Genomic DNA, 17,939 nt, shown 5'->3' with positions numbered 1-17,939 from the left:
CGGCACAGATCAAAAACAAAAAAGGGGCGGCCTGATCCTCGATCAGGCCGCCCCTTTTTTATTGCCGCTCAGTCAGATCAGTGCATTTTGCTGTGATCGTGACCTTCCATGTTGGTCAGCGCGCGCACCGGCGCTTTGACTTCGATGGTCTCTTTCTCGCCTTTGGCGTTTTCCACGGTCAGGGTCAGCGGCACGCTTTCGCCTTCCTTGAGCTGACCGGTCAGGCCCATCAGCATCACGTGGTAACCGTTCGGATCCAGCTTGACGGCTTTGCCGGCCGGCAGTTCGACGAACTTCACCGGGCCCATGCTCATGACGTCGTTTTTCATGGTCATTTCGTGGATCTGCACGTCCTTGGCCGCTGGCGTCGCGACGCTGAGCAACTTGCTGTCGCTGTCGGCGGTGAGGGTCATGAACGCGCCGCTGGCGGACTGGGTCGGCACGGTGGCACGGACCCAGGCGTCGTCGACTTTGGTCTGCGCGGACACCTGGAACGCCAGGCCCAGCAGAGACAGACCGATGACAGCGCGTTTGATGTGGTTCAGAACAGGTTGCATCAGCAAACCTCCATAACAGTAAGCAAATCTTCCGTGCATTGTTCTGCCGAAAGCGAGGTGGACAGACCCAGGCGCAAGCCGCCGTTGGAGTCGTAAACGTAACTGGTGGCAGTGTGCGAGATGGTATAGGTGTCGCCGGCCGGGACTTTCTCGTAGAACACGTCGAATTCCTTGGCGGTGGCCGCGGTTTCCTCGAGTGTGCCGTACAGCGCAACGAACGTCGGGTCGAAGGCCTTCATGTAGGCATCGAGGATTTCCGGGGTATCGCGCTCGGGATCGAGGGTGATGAAGATCACCTGCAAACGATCGCCATCGGCGCCCATCAGTTTCTTGATTTTCGCCGCGCGGGCGAGGGTGGTCGGGCAGACTGCCGGGCACTGGGTGAAGCCGAAGAACACCATCGGCATCATGCCGCGAAAGCTCGACAGCGTCATGGTTTCGCCATCGGTGTTCTTCAGTTTGAAGGTGCGCCCCATGATCTTGTTACTCAGATCCTTGCCGTACTTGTACGACAGTTGGCCGCGGGTGTCGCAGCCGGCGAGCAGGCCGAGCCCGAGTACGCCCATTCCCGCAAGCACCTTGCGGCGAGTCAACAAAGCCGTCATCTAATACCGCCTTTTGCAGCCCGTCAGTCAGCAGGACTGGCGGGGGGGTTAACCGTAAAAGCGGCGCATGATACCAAACTGCAGGCAGAGGCCGGCCACGGATCGCCGCACGGCGCAGGATCGCGCGACAAAAGGTGTAAGAAAAAGTGACTGCGGCTTACTGCGCGCGTGACTCAGCGGCGCTCCAGCCCCCGCCCAGCGCGGTGTACAGATTGACCTCGGCGACCAGTTGCGCAAGGCGATCGGTGATCAGGCCTTGCTGCGAACTGAACAGCGAACGCTGCGCATCAAGGAACGTCAGGCTGCTGTCGACGCCGTTTTGATAACGGTTTTGCGCCAGGTTGTAGTAAGTCTGTGTGGCCGCGACCAGATCGCGCTGCGCCTGCAATTGCTGCTGATACGTGCTGCGCGCAGCGAGGCCGTCGGCGACTTCCTGAAATGCGGTTTGAATCGATTTTTCGTATTCGGCCACCGCCACATCTTTCTGTAGCTTCGAATAATCCAGGCTGGCGCGCAGGCTGCCGGCGTTAAAAATCGGCAGGCTGATCTGCGGCTGAAAGGTCCAGGCGCCAGAGCCACCGCCGAACAGCCCGGACAGATCTCGGCTCGACGTCCCGGCATTCGCCGTCAGGCTGACACTGGGGAAAAACGCCGCCCGTGCCGCGCCGATATTGGCGTTGGCTGCTTTCAGTTTGTACTCCGCCTGGAGGATGTCCGGACGCCGTTGCAGCAGGTCCGAGGGCAAGCCGGCGGGCAGTTGCCGCACCAGCTCGCTGGCCAGTGGCCGCGCGGGCAGGGAATTCGGCACCGGCGCGCCGACCAGCAAGGTCAGGCTGTTCAAGTCCTGGGCGACCTGACGCTGGTAGCGCGCCAGATTGGCCCGGGAACTGTCGACGCTGGTCTTCGCTTGCGCCTGCTCCAGCGCTGACGATTTGCCGGCCTCACGGTTGCGGGTGGTCAGGTGCAGGCTCTGTTCATCGGCAGCAAGGGTGTCGCGGGTCAGTTCCAGCAACTCCTGATCGGCGCGCCAGGTCAGATAGGCGTTGGCGACGTTGGCCACCAGACTCAACTGTGCGCTGCGCCGCGCTTCTTCAGTCGCAAGCCAGGTTTGCAGCGCTTGCTCGCTGAGGCTGCGCACGCGACCGAAGAAATCCAGCTCATAAGCGCTGATGCCGAGGTTGACCGAGTACGTCGAATTGATCAGCGCTTTGCCTTGGGTCACGCTCGGCGGCATGCGCTGGCGTAATTCATTGGCATTGGCCGACACCGCCGGCAGCAGGTCGGCGCGCTGAATGCGGTATTGCGCCTGAAAGGCTTCGACGTTGAGTGCCGCCACGCGCAGGTCGCGGTTGTTGACCAGCGCGCTTTCGATCAGTTGTTGCAGCGCCGGATCCGTGAACAGCGTGCGCCAGTCCTCGGCGCTCGTGGCGGGCTGCGTTGTTGTCGGATACTGCGTGGCGGTGGGGGAAGCGGGGCGCTGATACTCGGGAATCAATGAACAACCGCCCATCAGCACCGCGATGGACAGCAGGGAAAGTCGCAACGTCAACATCGAACTGCCTCATGCATTTAGAGAGCTTTGTGCTCAGGCCCCGGCCATCCATTTCGCCAGGCCATGGCGGCCACTGACGCCGAGTTTGGCGGTGGCGCGTTTCAGGTACGTCTCGATCGAGCTGTTTTTGACTCGCAGCTTTTCCGCCATTTGCGGCACGGTGCCGCCGGTCAACAGGCCGAGGCAGACTTCTTTCTCGCGCACCGACAGGGCGATGTCGCTTAATGCCAGGCGCTCATCGAACACCTGCGCCAGCGGCGCCTGATCCAGCTCGGCCAACGGTTGGCGCGGTTGCCGGGCGAGGATTTGCCGACTGATCTGCGCGTGACGTTCGATCAGCGGCAGCAGGGTGTCGGACAGGCTCTTGAGAAACGACAGCTCCGGCAGGGAAAACACCCGTTGGGTATGCGGTCGGTAAAACGAAATCACGCAACGGCGGTTGGACGTACGCGAAACCAGATTGCATTGATGGGCACTGTGTTGCGGATGGCGAGGCTGTAGCGAGGCTTTCAGTTGAATCAGCAGCGAGTCGTTCATCTCGATCATCTTCTGCAACAGCGGATGATCGTCGGGGCTCTCCAGCAGATCGGGCGGGGCACAGGCCTGCGTCAGACCGGCGCTGCCCAACGGCTTGATGTCGACCACGCTGGCCTGACGTTCATCCAGCGTCCACTCACTCAGATCCACGCGGTTGACCGGCACCAAGGTGTCGACCAACTGGAACATGTTCGTGGCGAAGTGATCATCGCCGGTGCTTGCTATCAACTCACCCAGTTGCCAGTAGAAGTGTGGGTTTTCCATATTGCGAATACTGCCGGTCAGATTCATATCCTTCATCCTTGGTTCAGAGCCATCACTGAATCGTCTGCCGTCTCTGTAAAAGCCGCCCACGCAGTCATTTCTCCTTGAACATGATCTGGAGCGGGATTTAAGCCTATGGATTTGTCCTACGTCTGTAGGGGAAAACAGGGACACAAAGTGCCACTATTTCTGAACATTGGCGCCGGGGTTCTGACGCTGCTAAACGCCGGCGTAACGGCGAGAGTGACTGTTCAGTCACGCTCAAGCCCCGGAAAACCTGGCGAAGGGGAATTCTGATCGGCAGCGCTCGGGTAAATGGCGGCGCTGCTATGTGGTTTTTTTCCTACATGCTTTTCAGTATTTCCTCTCCGAACTTTTCGACAGTGCCTACGGTAAACACGCCCGCAAGGTCAGACAGGCGCGTACGAGCCTGGTGGTTGTCCGGGTTTCAGGTGTCATGTCGGCGCCGGGGCCGATGCTTGAATACCGGCAAAATTTCATGAGAAGGATCTTATGCAGCCTACTTCTGCCAACGTGGCGGGCGATCTGTCCGTGCCTGTCGAGACATTTGCGCTGACTGCCGCCCAACGGGATATCTGGCTGGACCAATTGAGCCGTGGAGATTCGCCGCTGTACAACATTGGCGGTTACGTGGAGCTGAGCGGGCCGCTGGATCCGGCATTGCTGCAATCGGCGCTTGAGTGTCTGGTGGAAGCGAATGATGCCTTGCGCATCGTGCTGCTCGCGGACGTCGGTCACGACGGGCTGCCGTTGCAAGGGTTTGCGCCGGCGCTGCCGCTGGCCATGCCGCTGTTTGATTTCAGCGGGCATCCTGATCCCCAGTCGGCGGCTCGATCGTTGGTCGAAGAGCAGATGGCGCAGGCCTTTGTGTTGAGCGGGCAAGCGTTGTTCCGCTTCAGTCTGATTCGCCTCGATCGCCATCGTCACTGGCTGGCAGCCCAGGCCCATCACTTGATCATTGATGGCTGGGCTTTCGCGCTGCTGTTCAAGTCGGTGGGCGAGATCTACAGCGCGTTGTGCCGTGGCGAGCATCCGCGCAGGGCGGCACCGTCCTATGTCGGCTTTATCGAAGATGACGCGCGCTACCATCAGTCACCTCGCTATGAGCGCGATCAACGTTACTGGCTGGACAAGTACCGCAGCTTGCCCGAGCCCTTGTTGACGCCCCGTCATCGCGAATTCCTTGATGTAGAAGCAGCGCCAAGTCGCATCCACGTCGAGGCTTTTCCAGCCGTGCTGCACGAGCGCATGAAAGACTGCGCGCGACAATTCGGTGGCTCGGCCTTTCATGTATTGCTGGCGGCGTTGCACGTGTATTTCAGTCGCACCGCGCAACGTGACGAGTGGGTGGTCGGTTTGCCGATACTCAATCGCTCCGGTGCCCGCTTCAAAAGCACCTTGGGCTTGTTCACCCAGGTCAGTGCAATGCGCATGGGCTTCGGTCGAGCGCTGTCATTCGCTGAATTGATCAAGGCGATCGGCGCTGACCTGAAGCAGGATTTCCGCCATCAACGCTACCCGCTGAGCGAGATGAACCGCGCGCTGGGCCTGTTGCGCGAAGACCGTACGCAACTGTTCGAGCTGTCGCTGTCCTACGAACAGGACGACCATGACTACCGTTACGGTGAGGCGTCGGGACACTCGGTAAAGGTCTCCAACCAGCACGAGACGACTCCGCTGGCCATTCACCTGCGCAGCAACCGTTACACCGACAAAGCCTGGCTGCATCTGGTGTACTCGCCGGCCTGTTTCACGGCTGACGAGATCGCGGCGTTGACCGAGCGTTTGCTGCTGATTCTGCAGCAAGGCCTGGAATGCCCGGCGCTGGTGATCGCCGATTTCAACCTCAATAGCCCGGCAGAACTGGCCCTGTTCAATGAGTGGAACGACACTCGGGTCAGTTATCCGCAAGGCCGACTGATTCATCAGCGCTTCGAATCGCGAGTGGCAGAAGAGCCAGACGCTGTGGTCGCGACGTATCAGGGACGAACCCTGAGTTATGCCGAGCTGAATCGGCAAGCCAATGCGTTGGCCCATCATCTGATCGGCCTCGGCGTGTGCCCTGACGATCGTGTGGCAATCGTTGCCCGCCGCGGTCTGGAAACGCTGGTCGGGTTGCTGGCGGTTCTCAAGGCTGGCGCTGCTTATGTGCCGATTGACCCGGCGCATCCGCCCGAGCGCCTGAGTTACTTGCTCAGCGACAGTGCGCCGGTGGCGCTGCTGACGCAAAGCGATCTGCGTGAGCGTCTGCCCGCCACAACGCTGCCGGTGATCGAGCTGGATCGGCGCCAGTGGCCGCTCGACAACTTGACCGATCCCGACGTGACGGGGTTGAACACCCACCACCTCGCCTATGTGATTTACACCTCCGGCTCCACCGGGTTGCCCAAAGGCGTGATGGTCGAGCACCGCACGCTGGGCAATCTGGTCGACTGGCACTGCGCGGCGTTTGGACTTGGCCCCGGGCAGCACACCTCGAGCCTGGCCGGCTTCGGTTTTGACGCGATGGCGTGGGAGCTGTGGCCGGCGCTGTGTGCCGGGGCAACGCTGCATTTTGCACCCGCGAGCGAAGGCAGCGAAGACATCGATGCGCTGCTCGCCTGGTGGCAGGCACAGCCGCTGGACGTCAGCTTTCTGCCGACGCCGATTGCCGAATACACCTTCAGCCAGCAACTCGATCATCCGACCTTGCGCACCTTGCTGATTGGCGGTGATCGTCTGCGCCAGTTCAACCGTGCGCCGGGTTTTGCGGTGATCAACAACTACGGCCCGACCGAAGCCACGGTGGTCGCCACCTCGGGGTTGATCAGCCCGGGGCAGGCGTTGCACATCGGCAAACCCGTGAGCAATGCCACGGCTTATCTGCTCGATGATCAGCTGCGTCCGGTGCCGATCGGCATCATTGGCGAGCTGTATGTTGGCGGCGCCGGGGTTGCCCGGGGTTATCTGAACCGTCCGGACCTGACGGCTGAGCGCTTTCTCGACGACCCGTTCAGTGCGCAGCCTGATGCGCGCATGTACCGCACCGGCGACCTCGCGCGGTGGCGCGCCGACGGCAATCTTGAGTACATCGGTCGCAACGATGACCAGGTGAAAGTTCGCGGGGTGCGTGTCGAGCTGGGCGAAATCGAAGCCGCACTCGCCAGCCATGATGCGGTGCAGGAAGCCGTGGTGCTGGTGCGCGACGGTCAACTGTTGGCATGGTTCACCGAGCGCGAAGCGCTGGACATCCAGCAACTGCATGCGCACCTGACATCGCGTTTGCCAGCAGCCATGCTGCCGGCCGCCTACATTCAATTGGCGAGTTTGCCGCTGACGGCCAACGGCAAACTCGACCGTCAGGCCTTGCCGGCGCCGGGGCCGGACGCGTTGATCCGTCGTCAATACGAGGCGCCACAAGGTGACGTCGAAATCGCCTTGGCGCAGATCTGGGCCGAGGTCCTGCAGGTCGACCGGGTAGGGCGTCACGACCATTTCTTTGAGCTGGGCGGCCACTCCTTGTTGGCCGTTGGCCTGATCGAACGCATGCGCCAGATTGGCATGAGCAGCGATGTTCGCGTGCTGTTCAACCAACCGACACTGGCGGCGTTAGCGGCGGCAGAGGGCAGCGGCCGCGAAGTCGAGGTGCCGGCTAACCGCATTGCGCCCGATTGCACGTACATCACGCCGGACCTGTTGCCATTGGTGCAACTGGATCAGGCGATGATCGAGCGTATCGTCGCGACAGTGCCGGGCGGTGCCGCCAATGTGCAGGACATCTACCCCTTGGCCCCGTTGCAGGAAGGCATTCTCTATCACCACATCACCGCTGCGCAGGGCGATCCGTATTTGCTGCAATCGCTGCTGGCGTTCGACAGCCTCGAGCGGGTCGAGGCCTTTGCCGCTGCGCTGCGTCAGGTCATGGCGCGGCACGACATCCTGCGTACGGCGGTGGTGTGGGAAGGGCTGACGTCGCCGGTTCAGGTCGTTTGGCGCGAGGCGGTTTTGCCGGTGCAGGAGGTCGAATTTGATCCTGCCCGTGGCGCGATCATCGATCAATTGCACGAGCGTTTCGACGCGCGGCGTTATCGCCTCGATGTCAGTCAGGCGCCGCTGCTGCGCCTGATGTATGCCCGTGATCCCGCGCGCAACCGGGTGGTCGGCATCTTGTTGTTCCATCACCTGGCGATGGATCACATTGCGCTGGAGGCGATGCGCGAAGAAATCCACGCCAGTCTGTCCGGGCACGGCGAACTGCTGGCAGCACCGGTGCCGTACCGCAACTATGTGGCGCAGACGCGCCTGGGTGTCAGCGAGCAGGAGCATGAAGCGTTCTTCCGGCAGATGCTCGGCGACATCGACGAGCCGACCTTGCCGTTCGCTTTGCAGAACGTGCAGGGCGACGGCAGCAACATCGAAGAAGCCGAGCAGGCGCTGGCCAGCGATCTGTATCAGCGCCTGCAGCAGCAGGCGCGCCTGGCGGGCGTGAGCATCGCCAGCCTGATCCACCTCGCCTGGGCGCAAGTATTGGCGGCGACTTCCGCGCAGCAAAGTGTCGTATTTGGCACGGTGTTGATGGGGCGCATGCAGGGCGGCGCGGGTGCCGACCGGGCGTTGGGGGTGTTCATCAACACCTTGCCGCTGCGGGTCGATGTCGGCGAGGGCGCGCGCGCAGCGCTGAAGTCCACCCATGCGCGCCTGAGCGCGTTGCTAGCCCATGAACACGCTTCGTTGGCGCTGGCCCAGCGTTGCAGCGGCGTTGCTGCGCCGGCGCCGCTGTTCAGCGCCTTGCTCAACTATCGGCACAGCGATGATGTCGAGCAAGAAACCTCCCGGCAAACCTGGCAGGGCATCGAGACCCTGGCTAACCAGGAGCGGACCAATTATCCGTTTACCCTGAGTGTCGATGACCTCGGCACAGGCTTGCGCTTGACCACCCGAACCCTGTCGAGCATCGGCGCGCAGCGGGTTTGCGGTTATGTGCAGTCAGCGCTGAGCGTGTTGGTCGAAGCGCTGGAGAGCACGCCGCAGCGGTCGCTGAATAGCCTGCCGTTGTTACCGCAGGAGGAACTGCAACGGCTGCTGATCGAGTTCAACGATACGGCAGTCGACTGCCCGCTGGATCAGCCACTTCAGGCACTGTTCGAACAACAGGTGCAGCGCAAGCCGGATGCCATCGCCGTGCAGTTCGCCGAGCAACGCCTGAGCTATCGCGAGTTGAACGAGCAGGCCAACCGCCTGGCGCATCATCTGCGCGGGCTCGGCGTGCAACCGGATTCGCGGGTCGCGATCTGCGTCGAGCGCGGGCCTGAACTGGTGATCGGTCTGTTGGGCATTCTCAAGGCCGGCGGTGCTTATGTGCCGCTCGATCCCGATTATCCGCTGCAACGGCTGAACTACATGTTGCAGGACAGCGCGCCGGTTGTGCTGCTGGTGCATGCGGCGACACGCGATCTGCTTGGCGAACCCGGCGTGCCGCTGATCGATCTCGACCTCGGCGTCTGGCAGAACCAGCCGCACGACAACCCGCAGGTGCCGGGCCTCGGCGCGACGAATCTGGCCTACATGATCTACACCTCCGGCTCCACCGGCACGCCGAAAGGCGTGATGATCGAGCACCGCAGCGCCTGCAACATGGTGCATTGGGGTTCACAGTTGTCGCCGCCGACTGAACACGGGGCGTTGCTGCAAAAGGCGCCGTACAGTTTCGACAGTTCGGTGTGGGAGATCTTCTGGCCACTGTGCTCGGGCATGCGCCTGGTGCTGGCGCGGGCCGATGGCAATCGCGATTCGGCGTATGTCACGCAAGTGATCCGTGAGCAGAACATCACCGTGGTCAAGTTCGTGCCGGCCTTGTTGCAGCAGTTCATTGAACAGGACGATGTCAGCCAGTGCACCAGCCTGACCGACGTGCTCAACGGTGGCGGCGAGTTGACCGTCGCCCTGGCCCGGCAAGTGCGCGAGCGCCTGCCGTGGGTGCGCCTGCACAACGTCTACGGGCCGACCGAAACCACGGTCGACAGCAGCGGCTGGACGCTGCAACCCGGCGAACCGGTGCCGCAGACACTGGTGCCGATCGGCAAGGCCCTGAGCAACACGCGGCTGTACGTCCTCGATGCCTTTGATCAGCCTGTGCCGTTTGGCGTCAGTGGGCATTTGCACATTGGCGGAGTGGGCGTGGCGCGCGGCTATCTGGGACTGCCGCCATTGCAGGCCGAACGCTTTATCGACAGTCCGTTTGTGGCTGGTGATCGCTTGTATCGCACCGGTGATCTGGTGCGTTACGGCGCCGATGGCAACCTCGAATTCCTCGGTCGCAACGACTTTCAGGTCAAGCTGCGCGGAGTGCGCCTTGAGCTGGGCGAGATTGAAGCGCGCCTGCTGGAACACCCGGCCATCCGCGAGGCGGTGGTGCTGGTACGCGATGAGCGGCTGGTGGCTTATTACACCCTGCGCGCCGAACTGGCTGCACCGACGCTGGAAGCATTGCGAGCGCATGTGTTGGCGCAGTTGCCGGAGTTCATGGTGCCTGGCGCCTACGTGAGGCTGGCGGCGTTGCCTTTGACGCCGAACGACAAAATCGACCGCAAGGCGTTGCCGGAACCGGGGGCGCAGGCGCTGCTCAGCCGTCCTTACGAGGCCCCCGCAGGCGATGTGGAAACCGCGTTGGCGCAGATCTGGGCGCAGGTGCTCAAGGTCGAGCAGGTGGGCCGGCACGACAACTTCTTCGAGCTGGGCGGGCATTCGTTGCTGGCGGTCAGTCTGGTCGCGCGCATGCGTCTGGCTGGCTTGCATGTCGACGCGCGCACGCTGTTCAGCCAGCCGACGCTGGCCGCGCTGGCGGCACAGACCTCGCGGCAGGCCAAGCAAGTCGAAATCGCCCAGACCACTATCCCGAGCCTCAACCGCAAACGCCGGCTCTGACGGCGACCACAATCCCTGTAGGGGTGAGCCTGCTCGCGATTGCGGTGGGTCAGTCACGAACATATCGCCTGACCTGACGCCATCGCGAGCAGGCTCACTCCTACAGGGGAGGTTGTGTGGCCCCTGTCCGGTATGGCTTGTCCCCGCTTCCCATGTCAGACACCCACGCCCCGATGTTTTAGTTTTTCCAGGCTGCGCGCCGCCTGCATGGACTCGCTGCTGCGCGCTCTTTTTTTTCGTATTTACAGCAGGTTACCTCATGCATTTCAGCGAACTGATGGCTGCCATTTCCACCCATGCGATCCGCCTTCAACAGGAAGATGAAGACCTGGTCATTCTGGGCAGCGAGGACGCGCTGGATGACGCGTTGTGGGACAGCCTCGCGGCGCACAAGGCGCAACTGCTGGAGCTGGTCGCCCAACACGGCGGCGACTGGCTGAGCCCGGCCTTTCGCATCACCCCGGACATGCTGCCGCTGGTGGATCTGCAGCAGGATGCCCTCGACCGCATCGTCGCCACGGTGCCGGGTGGCGCCGCCAACGTGCAGGACATCTATCCGTTGTCCGCGTTGCAGGAAGGCATGCTTTATCACCATCTCTCGGCGGTTGCCGGTGACCCTTACATCTCGCAGGCGCGCTTCGTCTTCGACAGTCAGGAACGGCTGGACGCTTTCGCCGACGCGCTGCGCTGGGTGGTAAACCGTCACGACATCCTGCGCACCTCGTTCGTCTGGGAATACCTCGACGAAGCGCTGCAAGTGGTCTGGCGCGAGGCGCCGCTGGTGTGTGAGGAAATCCCCGTCGACAGTGGCGCCGACGTGCTCACGCAACTGCTCGCACGCCACGACCCGCAACACTTCCGTCTCGATATGCAGCAAGCGCCTTTGCTGCGTCTGGTGTATGCGCAGGACCCCGCGCAGGGCCGCGTGGTGGCGTTGTTGCTGTTTCATCACATGATCATGGATCACGTGGCGCTGGATGTGCTGCGCCGGGAAATTCAGGCCTGTCTGCTCGGGCAGACCGCGCAAGTGCCTGCTGCTGTGCCGTATCGCGATCACTTGGCCAGGGCACGCAATGCCGGCAATGAGCAGGCACAGGAAGCGTTTTTCCGCGACATGCTCGCGGATATCGACGAGCCGACACTGCCCTGTGGTTTGCAGGATGTGCAGGGCGATGGCCACGCCATCGAGGAAGCCGCGCTGATGCTCGACAGCCGCTTGAGCCGGCAGTTGCGCGAGCAGGCGCGGCAGCTCGGCGTCAGCGTCGCGAGCCTGACGCATCTGGCGCTGGCGCGGGTGCTCGGGCAATTGTCCGGGCGCACAGCGGTGGTGTTCGGCACCGTGCTGCTGGGGCGGATGGACGCGGGCGAGGGCGGCGAGCAAGCGTTGGGCATGTTCATCAACACCTTGCCGCTGCGCGTTGATGTCGGCGAGCAAAGCGTGCGCGCCGGCGTGCTGGCGACCCATCGGCGCCTGACCGCGCTGCTGGCGTACGAGCAGGCTTCGCTAGCCCTGGCGCAACGTTGCAGCGCCGTTGCGGTGCCGACGCCGCTGTTCAGCGCGATTCTCAACTACCGACACAGCAGCGTTGAGGAAGTGGCGGAGGTGATCGACATTGCCCCCGGTGTGCAGGTGTTGGGTGCCCGCGAGCGCACCAACTATCCGCTGACCATCAACATCGATGACCTCGGCGCCGATTTGCGCATCACCGCGCTGGCGGATGCAGCGCTGGGGGCCGAGCGCATGGCCGCGTACCTGAACACGGCGCTGGAGAGTCTGCTCGCAGCCTTGCAAACCAGCGCCGATGTGGCGCTGCAAACGCTGCGCATCCTCCCGGCCAGCGAACGCCAACACTTGCTGTACGGCGTCAATTCGCCGCTGGCGCAGTTCCCGGAAACCCTGTTGATTCACCAGCAATTCGAAACCCATGCCCAGGCCCAGCCTGAGGCCACGGCGCTGATATTCGACGGACAAACCCTCAGTTACGGCGAACTCAACCGCCGTGCCAACCAGGTTGCACATCATCTGCTGGCCCTGAACATACGTCCCGACGACCGCGTGGCAATCTGCGTCGAACGTGGCGCGCCAATGATCATCGGTCTGCTCGGCGTACTCAAGGCCGGCGCCGGTTACGTGCCGATCGATCCGGCCTATCCGCTCGACAGAATCAGCTTCACCTTGCAGGACAGCGCCCCGGCAGCGGTGCTGATGCAGGCGGCGACGCGCGGGCGCGTGGCCGATCTGGATGTGCCGCAGATCGACCTCGACAGCGCTCACCTCAAGGCTGAGCTCGACAGCAATCCGCAGATCCCTGAGCTGACCCCGGCGCATCTGGCGTACGTGATCTACACCTCCGGTTCCACCGGTTTACCCAAAGGCGTGATGGTCGAGCACCGCAACGTCGCGCGGCTGTTTTCCGCCACCCACGATGGGTTCCAGTTCAACCCGCAAGACATCGGGGTGTTGTTCCATTCCTTCGCGTTCGACTTCTCGGTCTGGGAAATCTGGGCCGCGCTGGCGTTCGGCGGGCAACTGCTGCTGATCCCGCAAGCCGTCAGCCGTTCGCCGGACGACTGCTATGCATTGCTCTGCCAGACCGGCGTGACCGTACTCAACCAGACGCCGAGCGCCTTCCGCCAACTGATCGCCGCGCAGGGCCGCAGCATGTTGCAGCACTCGTTGCGGGAAGTGATTTTCGGCGGCGAAGCGCTGGAGCCGGGTCTGCTCAAACCGTGGTATGCGCGGGTCGGCAATGCCGGCACACGACTGGTCAACATGTACGGCATCACCGAAACCACGGTGCACGTGACCTATCGGCCGCTGCAAGCTGCCGACGCGCAATTGCTTGGCGTCAGCCCGATAGGCGTGCGGATTCCCGACCTGCAACTGTATGTCCTCGATGCCCAGCGCGAACCGGTTCCGGTCGGCGTGATTGGCGAGTTGTACGTCGGCGGGGCCGGGGTGGCGCGCGGTTATCTGAATCGTGAAGCGCTGACGGCCGAGCGTTTTATCAATGATCCGTTCACTGAAAATGTCGATGCGCGGCTGTACAAAACCGGCGACCTCGCGCGTTGGGCGGCGGATGGCAGCCTCGAATACCTCGGCCGCAATGACGATCAAGTAAAAATTCGCGGCTTCCGCATTGAGTTGGGCGAGATCGAGGCGCGGCTGTCTACTTGCGAAGGCGTGCGCGAAGCCGTGGTGATCGCTCGTGAGGACAGCCCCGGCGATCAGCGGCTGGTCGCGTACTGGCTGGCCGATGAAGGTGCGGCGCCGGATGTGGCGCAATTGCGCGATCAACTGCTGGCTTCGCTGGCTGAGTACATGGTGCCGAGCGCCTTCGTGCGTCTCGACGCTTTGCCGCTGACCGCCAACGGAAAGCTCGACCGCAAAGCCCTGCCTGCGCCGGACAGCGAAGCCTTCGCCCGTCGTGGTTTTGAAGCGCCAGTCGGCGCCGTGGAAAACCTGATCGCCGGGCTCTGGCAGACATTGCTCGGTGTCGAGCAGGTCGGCCGCCATGACAATTTCTTCGAACTCGGTGGTCATTCGTTACTGGCGGTGAAGCTGATCGAACGCATGCGCCAACAGGATCTTCACTGTGACGTTCGCGTGCTGTTCGGTCAGCCTAGCGTGGCAGCGCTGGCGGCGACTCTGAGCAGCGAACGCGTCGTCGTCGTTCCCGACAACCAGATCGAACCGGGTTGCACGCGCATTACTCCGGCGATGCTGCCGCTGGCCAATCTCGATCAAACCGCAATCGATCGTGTCGTTGCAACTGTGCCGGGCGGCATCGCCAATGTGCAGGACATCTATGGGTTGGCGCCGTTGCAGGCGGGGATTCTCTATCACCATCTGGCGACCAGTGCCGGTGATCCGTATGTGTTGCAGGCGCAATTTGCCTTCGACGGTCTGGCGCAGATCAAAACCTTCGTTCGCGCCTTGAACGGCGTCATCCAACGCCACGACATTCTGCGCACTGGCATCTTCTGGGAGGGGCTTGAAGAGGCGGTACAAGTGGTCTGGCGCGAGGCGCCGCTGGCGCTGGAACGCGTCGATGCCGACGAACTCGACGGCGACGTGCTCGAGCAGATGCAGGCGCGTTTCGATCCACGCCACTATCGTCTGGACCTCAATCGCGCGCCGCTGATGCGTTTTGTCTACACCGAAGATCAGCCGCACAAGCGCTGGATCGGCATTCTCCTGATGCACCATATCGTCCTCGACCACACCGCACTGGACGTGCTGGTCGCGGAAATGAATGACGTCATGCTTGGCCGCAGCGAGGATCTGCCGCCGCCGGTGCAATACCGCCATTTTGTCGCCCAGGCGCGGCTCGGCGTTGATGATCAGACCCATGAGGCGTTCTTCCGCGAGATGCTTGGCGATATCGACGAGCCGACCGTGGCCTTCGGTCTGCAGGACGTGCACGGCGACGGTAGCGACATTCTCGACAGTCATTCCGAACTCGATGCCGACCTCGGTAAACGTCTGCGTGAGCAGGCGCGGCGGCTCGGTGTCAGTGTGGCCAGCCTGGTGCATCAGGCCTGGGCTCAGGTGTTGGCGCAGGTTTCCGGCCAGCAAGACGTGGTGTTCGGCACTGTATTACTGGGGCGCATGCAGGGCGGAGAAGGTGCAGATCGGGCGCTGGGCATGTTTATCAACACCTTGCCGTTACGCGTCAGCGTCGGTGCTGATGCGGTAGAACACGGCGTGCGTGCCACGCATGCGCGTCTGGCGCAGTTGCTCGGCCATGAGCAGGCGTCATTGGCGCTGGCCCAGCGTTGCAGCGGTGTCGGCGGTGCGCAGACGCTGTTCAGCACTTTGCTCAACTACCGCCACAGTGCGCCCGAGTCGGCCGCCGTAGCGTGGGATGGCGTGCAGATTCTCAGCTCGCGCGAGCGCAGCAATTATCCGCTGGTGGTCAGTGTCGACGACCTCGGCGAGGGGTTCCGCCTGAACGTGCAAGCCGTGCCGCAGGTGGACGGTGCGCGGGTCTGCGATTTCTTGCAAACCGCGTTGCACAGCCTGGTGACGGCGCTGGAGTACACGCCGCAGGCGCCGTTGCAGCAGCTGTCGATCGTGTCGCCAAGCGAACGGCAACGGGTGCTGGTCGGCTTCAACATCAGCGGTCGTGAATACCCGCCCGCGCAGACCGTGCCGCGCCTGTTCGAAGCGCAAGTAACGGCGCACCCCGAGGCGCTGGCGGTGGTGCAGGGCGAGCAACAGCTCAGCTACCGCGAACTGAATCAGCGCGCCAATCGTCTCGCCCATCACTTGCTTGGTCTCGGCGTGCAAGTCGATGACCGTGTTGCGCTGTGCCTGCGTCGCGGGCCGGACTTGCTCGTCGCGCTGCTGGCGATTCTCAAGGCCGGCGCCGGTTACGTGCCGATCGATCCGGATTACCCGGCAGAGCGCATCGCCTACCTGTTGCAGGACAGCGACCCGATCGCGGTGCTCGCGCAGGCGTCGACGCGCGAGCAGCTTGGCGTTGTTCCCGTCATCGATCTGGATGCCGGCGACTGGCAGCACTTGCCTGATACCAACCCAGCGCTGTCGAGGCTGACCCCGGCGAATCTCGCCTACGTGATCTACACGTCCGGTTCCACCGGGCAGCCGAAAGGCGTGATGGTCGAGCACCGCACCCTGGAAAACCTCGTGCACTGGCACGCCGAAGCCTTCGATCTGCATGCCGGCAGCCACACTGCCAGCGTCGCCGGTTGCGGTTTCGATGCCATGGCCTGGGAAGTCTGGCCGGCGCTGTGCGTCGGTGCGACCGTGCATCTGCCTCCGCCCGCGATCGGCAATGAACACCTCGATGAACTGCTCGAGTGGTGGCGCGCGCAGCCGTTGCAGGTGAGTTTTCTACCGACTCCGGTGGCCGAATACGCCTTCAGTCGCGGGCTGGGCCATCCGACCCTGCGCACGTTGCTGATCGGTGGTGACAAGTTGCGCCAGTTCCCGCGTGATCAGACATTTGCCGTGATCAATAACTATGGCCCGACCGAAGCCACGGTGGTGGCGACGTCCGGACGCGTCGAACCCGGGTGTGTTCTGCACATCGGCCGGCCGATCGCCAATGCCCGAATCTATCTGCTCGACCGTCAGCAACAACCAGTGCCGACCGGTGTGCAGGGTGAGTTGTATGTCGGTGGCGCCGGGGTTGCGCGCGGTTATCTGAATCGTCCGGAACTGAGCGCTGCGCAGTTCCTCGACGACCCGTTCAGCGAAGAACCGCATGCGCGGATGTACCGCACCGGCGACCTGGCGCGCTGGCTGGCGGACGGCAATATCGAATACCTGGGGCGTAACGATGATCAAGTCAAACTGCGTGGTGTACGGATTGAGCTGGGTGAAATCGAGGCGGCGCTGAGCGCTCACGACGCGGTGCGCGAATGCGTGGTGCTGGTGCGCGACGGGCGTCTGGTCGCCTGGTTTACCGCAATCGAATCTGTCGAGATCGGCGATTTGCACCAGCATCTGCAAGCACTCTTGCCGGACACGTTGGTGCCGGCGGCGTACGTGCGTCTGGACAACCTGCCGCTGACCGCCCACGGCAAACTCGACCGCAAAGCCTTGCCCGAACCGGATCAGGACGCGTGGCTCTGCCGTGAATATGAAGCGCCACAAGGCCCGGTCGAGATCGCGTTGGCGCAGATCTGGGCCGACGTGCTCAACATCGAACAGATCGGCCGCCACGACAATTTCTTCGAACTCGGTGGCCATTCGCTGTTGGCGGTGAGCCTGATCGAACGCATGCGTCAGGCCGGTCTGAGCGCCGATGTGCGCGTGCTGTTCAACCAGCCGAGTCTGGCCGCACTGGCGCGAGCCTTGGGCAGTGGCCGGGAAATCGCAGTGCCGGCCAATCTGATTGCGGCCGATTGCACGCATATCACCCCGGACATGCTGACCCTGACCACGCTGGATCAAACCAGTATCGATCGTATCGTTGCCACGGTGCCGGGCGGCGCCGCGAATGTGCAGGATATCTATCCGCTGGCACCGTTGCAGGAAGGCATTCTTTATCACCACCTCAGTGCCGAACAGGGCGATCCGTACCTGCTGCAATCGCGTCTGGCCTTCGACAGTCTTGAACGTTTGCACAGCTTCGCCGAGCACTTGCAGCAGGTCATCGCCCGTCACGACATCTTGCGCACCAGCGTGGTCTGGGAAGGCTTGCCGAGCCCGCATCAGGTGGTCTGGCGCGCGGCGCAGATGGTTGTGCAACAGGTGCCGCTGGCAGCGCAGGACGGTGACATGCTCGAACAGCTGCACGCGCGTTTCGATGCCCGGCATTTCCGCCTCGACCTGAGCGTTGCGCCGCTGATCCGCATGGTCTACGCCGAGGATCCGGCGCAACAGCAAGTGGTCGCCATCGTGCTGTTCCATCACTCGATTCTCGACCACACCGCCATGGACGTGATCGGCCGGGAAATGCACGCGTTGATGTTCGATCAGCTCGACACGCTGACGCCGCCGATGCCGTACCGCAATTACGTCGCGCA

Annotated in this window: 6 protein-coding genes (1 of these 6 running past the window's edge); 2 read left to right on the top strand and 4 right to left on the bottom strand. The window is 62.7% G+C overall.

What is annotated here, in order from left to right; genetic code table 11:
• Nucleotides 1–77 precede the first annotated feature (77 nt).
• The 4 genes from H8F23_RS01295 to H8F23_RS01280 all read right to left on the bottom strand — a co-directional run bounded on the left by H8F23_RS01295 (nucleotide 78) and on the right by H8F23_RS01280 (nucleotide 3,542).
• Nucleotides 78–557: a copper chaperone PCu(A)C gene (locus tag H8F23_RS01295; RefSeq protein WP_194933136.1), complete on the bottom strand. Its 480-nt coding sequence runs from the start codon at nucleotides 555–557 to the stop codon at nucleotides 78–80.
• The gene (locus H8F23_RS01290; RefSeq protein ID WP_007915980.1) at nucleotides 557–1,162 is read right to left on the bottom strand and encodes an SCO family protein; all 606 of its coding nucleotides are present in this window, start codon (nucleotides 1,160–1,162) and stop codon (nucleotides 557–559) included. The genes H8F23_RS01295 and H8F23_RS01290 overlap by 1 nt, the downstream gene beginning before the upstream one ends.
• Before the next feature lie 157 nt (nucleotides 1,163–1,319).
• A complete protein-coding gene (locus H8F23_RS01285; protein ID WP_194933135.1) occupies nucleotides 1,320–2,714 on the bottom strand; it encodes an efflux transporter outer membrane subunit in 1,395 nt (464 codons plus the stop codon).
• Nucleotides 2,715–2,747: 33 nt separating this feature from the next.
• Nucleotides 2,748–3,542, bottom strand: a complete 795-nt coding sequence (locus tag H8F23_RS01280) for a helix-turn-helix transcriptional regulator (protein WP_194933134.1) — start codon at nucleotides 3,540–3,542, stop codon at nucleotides 2,748–2,750.
• A gap of 486 nt (nucleotides 3,543–4,028) precedes the next feature.
• Here H8F23_RS01280 and H8F23_RS01275 point away from each other — a divergent pair, with 486 nt between their 5' ends.
• Together H8F23_RS01275 and H8F23_RS01270 are read left to right on the top strand one after the other, a co-directional pair.
• Complete coding sequence (locus H8F23_RS01275) at nucleotides 4,029–10,439, top strand: non-ribosomal peptide synthetase (RefSeq protein ID WP_194933133.1); 6,411 nt, start codon at nucleotides 4,029–4,031, stop codon at nucleotides 10,437–10,439.
• A 259-nt stretch (nucleotides 10,440–10,698) separates the two neighbouring features.
• Nucleotides 10,699–17,939, top strand: the 5' portion of a protein-coding gene (locus H8F23_RS01270; RefSeq protein ID WP_194933132.1) for a non-ribosomal peptide synthetase. 5,776 nt of this gene lie beyond the right edge of the window; 7,241 of the gene's 13,017 nt are visible here — the first part of the coding sequence; the start codon lies at nucleotides 10,699–10,701; its stop codon lies off the right edge, out of view.

The organism is Pseudomonas neuropathica (assembly GCF_015461835.1).
Taxonomy (GTDB): Bacteria; Pseudomonadota; Gammaproteobacteria; order Pseudomonadales; family Pseudomonadaceae; genus Aquipseudomonas; species Aquipseudomonas neuropathica.
This window is presented reverse-complemented; position numbering and strand designations above follow the sequence as displayed.

What these genes read in the sequence shown, in the direction of transcription:
- H8F23_RS01285 (WP_194933135.1), bottom strand. Translation starts at nt 2,714, where the DNA reads ATGTTGACGTTGCGACTTTCCCTGCTGTCCATCGCGGTGCTGATGGGC.
- H8F23_RS01275 (WP_194933133.1), top strand. Translation starts at nt 4,029, where the DNA reads ATGCAGCCTACTTCTGCCAACGTGGCGGGCGATCTGTCCGTGCCTGTC.
- H8F23_RS01280 (WP_194933134.1), bottom strand. Translation starts at nt 3,542, where the DNA reads ATGAATCTGACCGGCAGTATTCGCAATATGGAAAACCCACACTTCTAC.
- H8F23_RS01295 (WP_194933136.1), bottom strand. Translation starts at nt 557, where the DNA reads ATGCAACCTGTTCTGAACCACATCAAACGCGCTGTCATCGGTCTGTCT.
- H8F23_RS01290 (WP_007915980.1), bottom strand. Translation starts at nt 1,162, where the DNA reads ATGACGGCTTTGTTGACTCGCCGCAAGGTGCTTGCGGGAATGGGCGTA.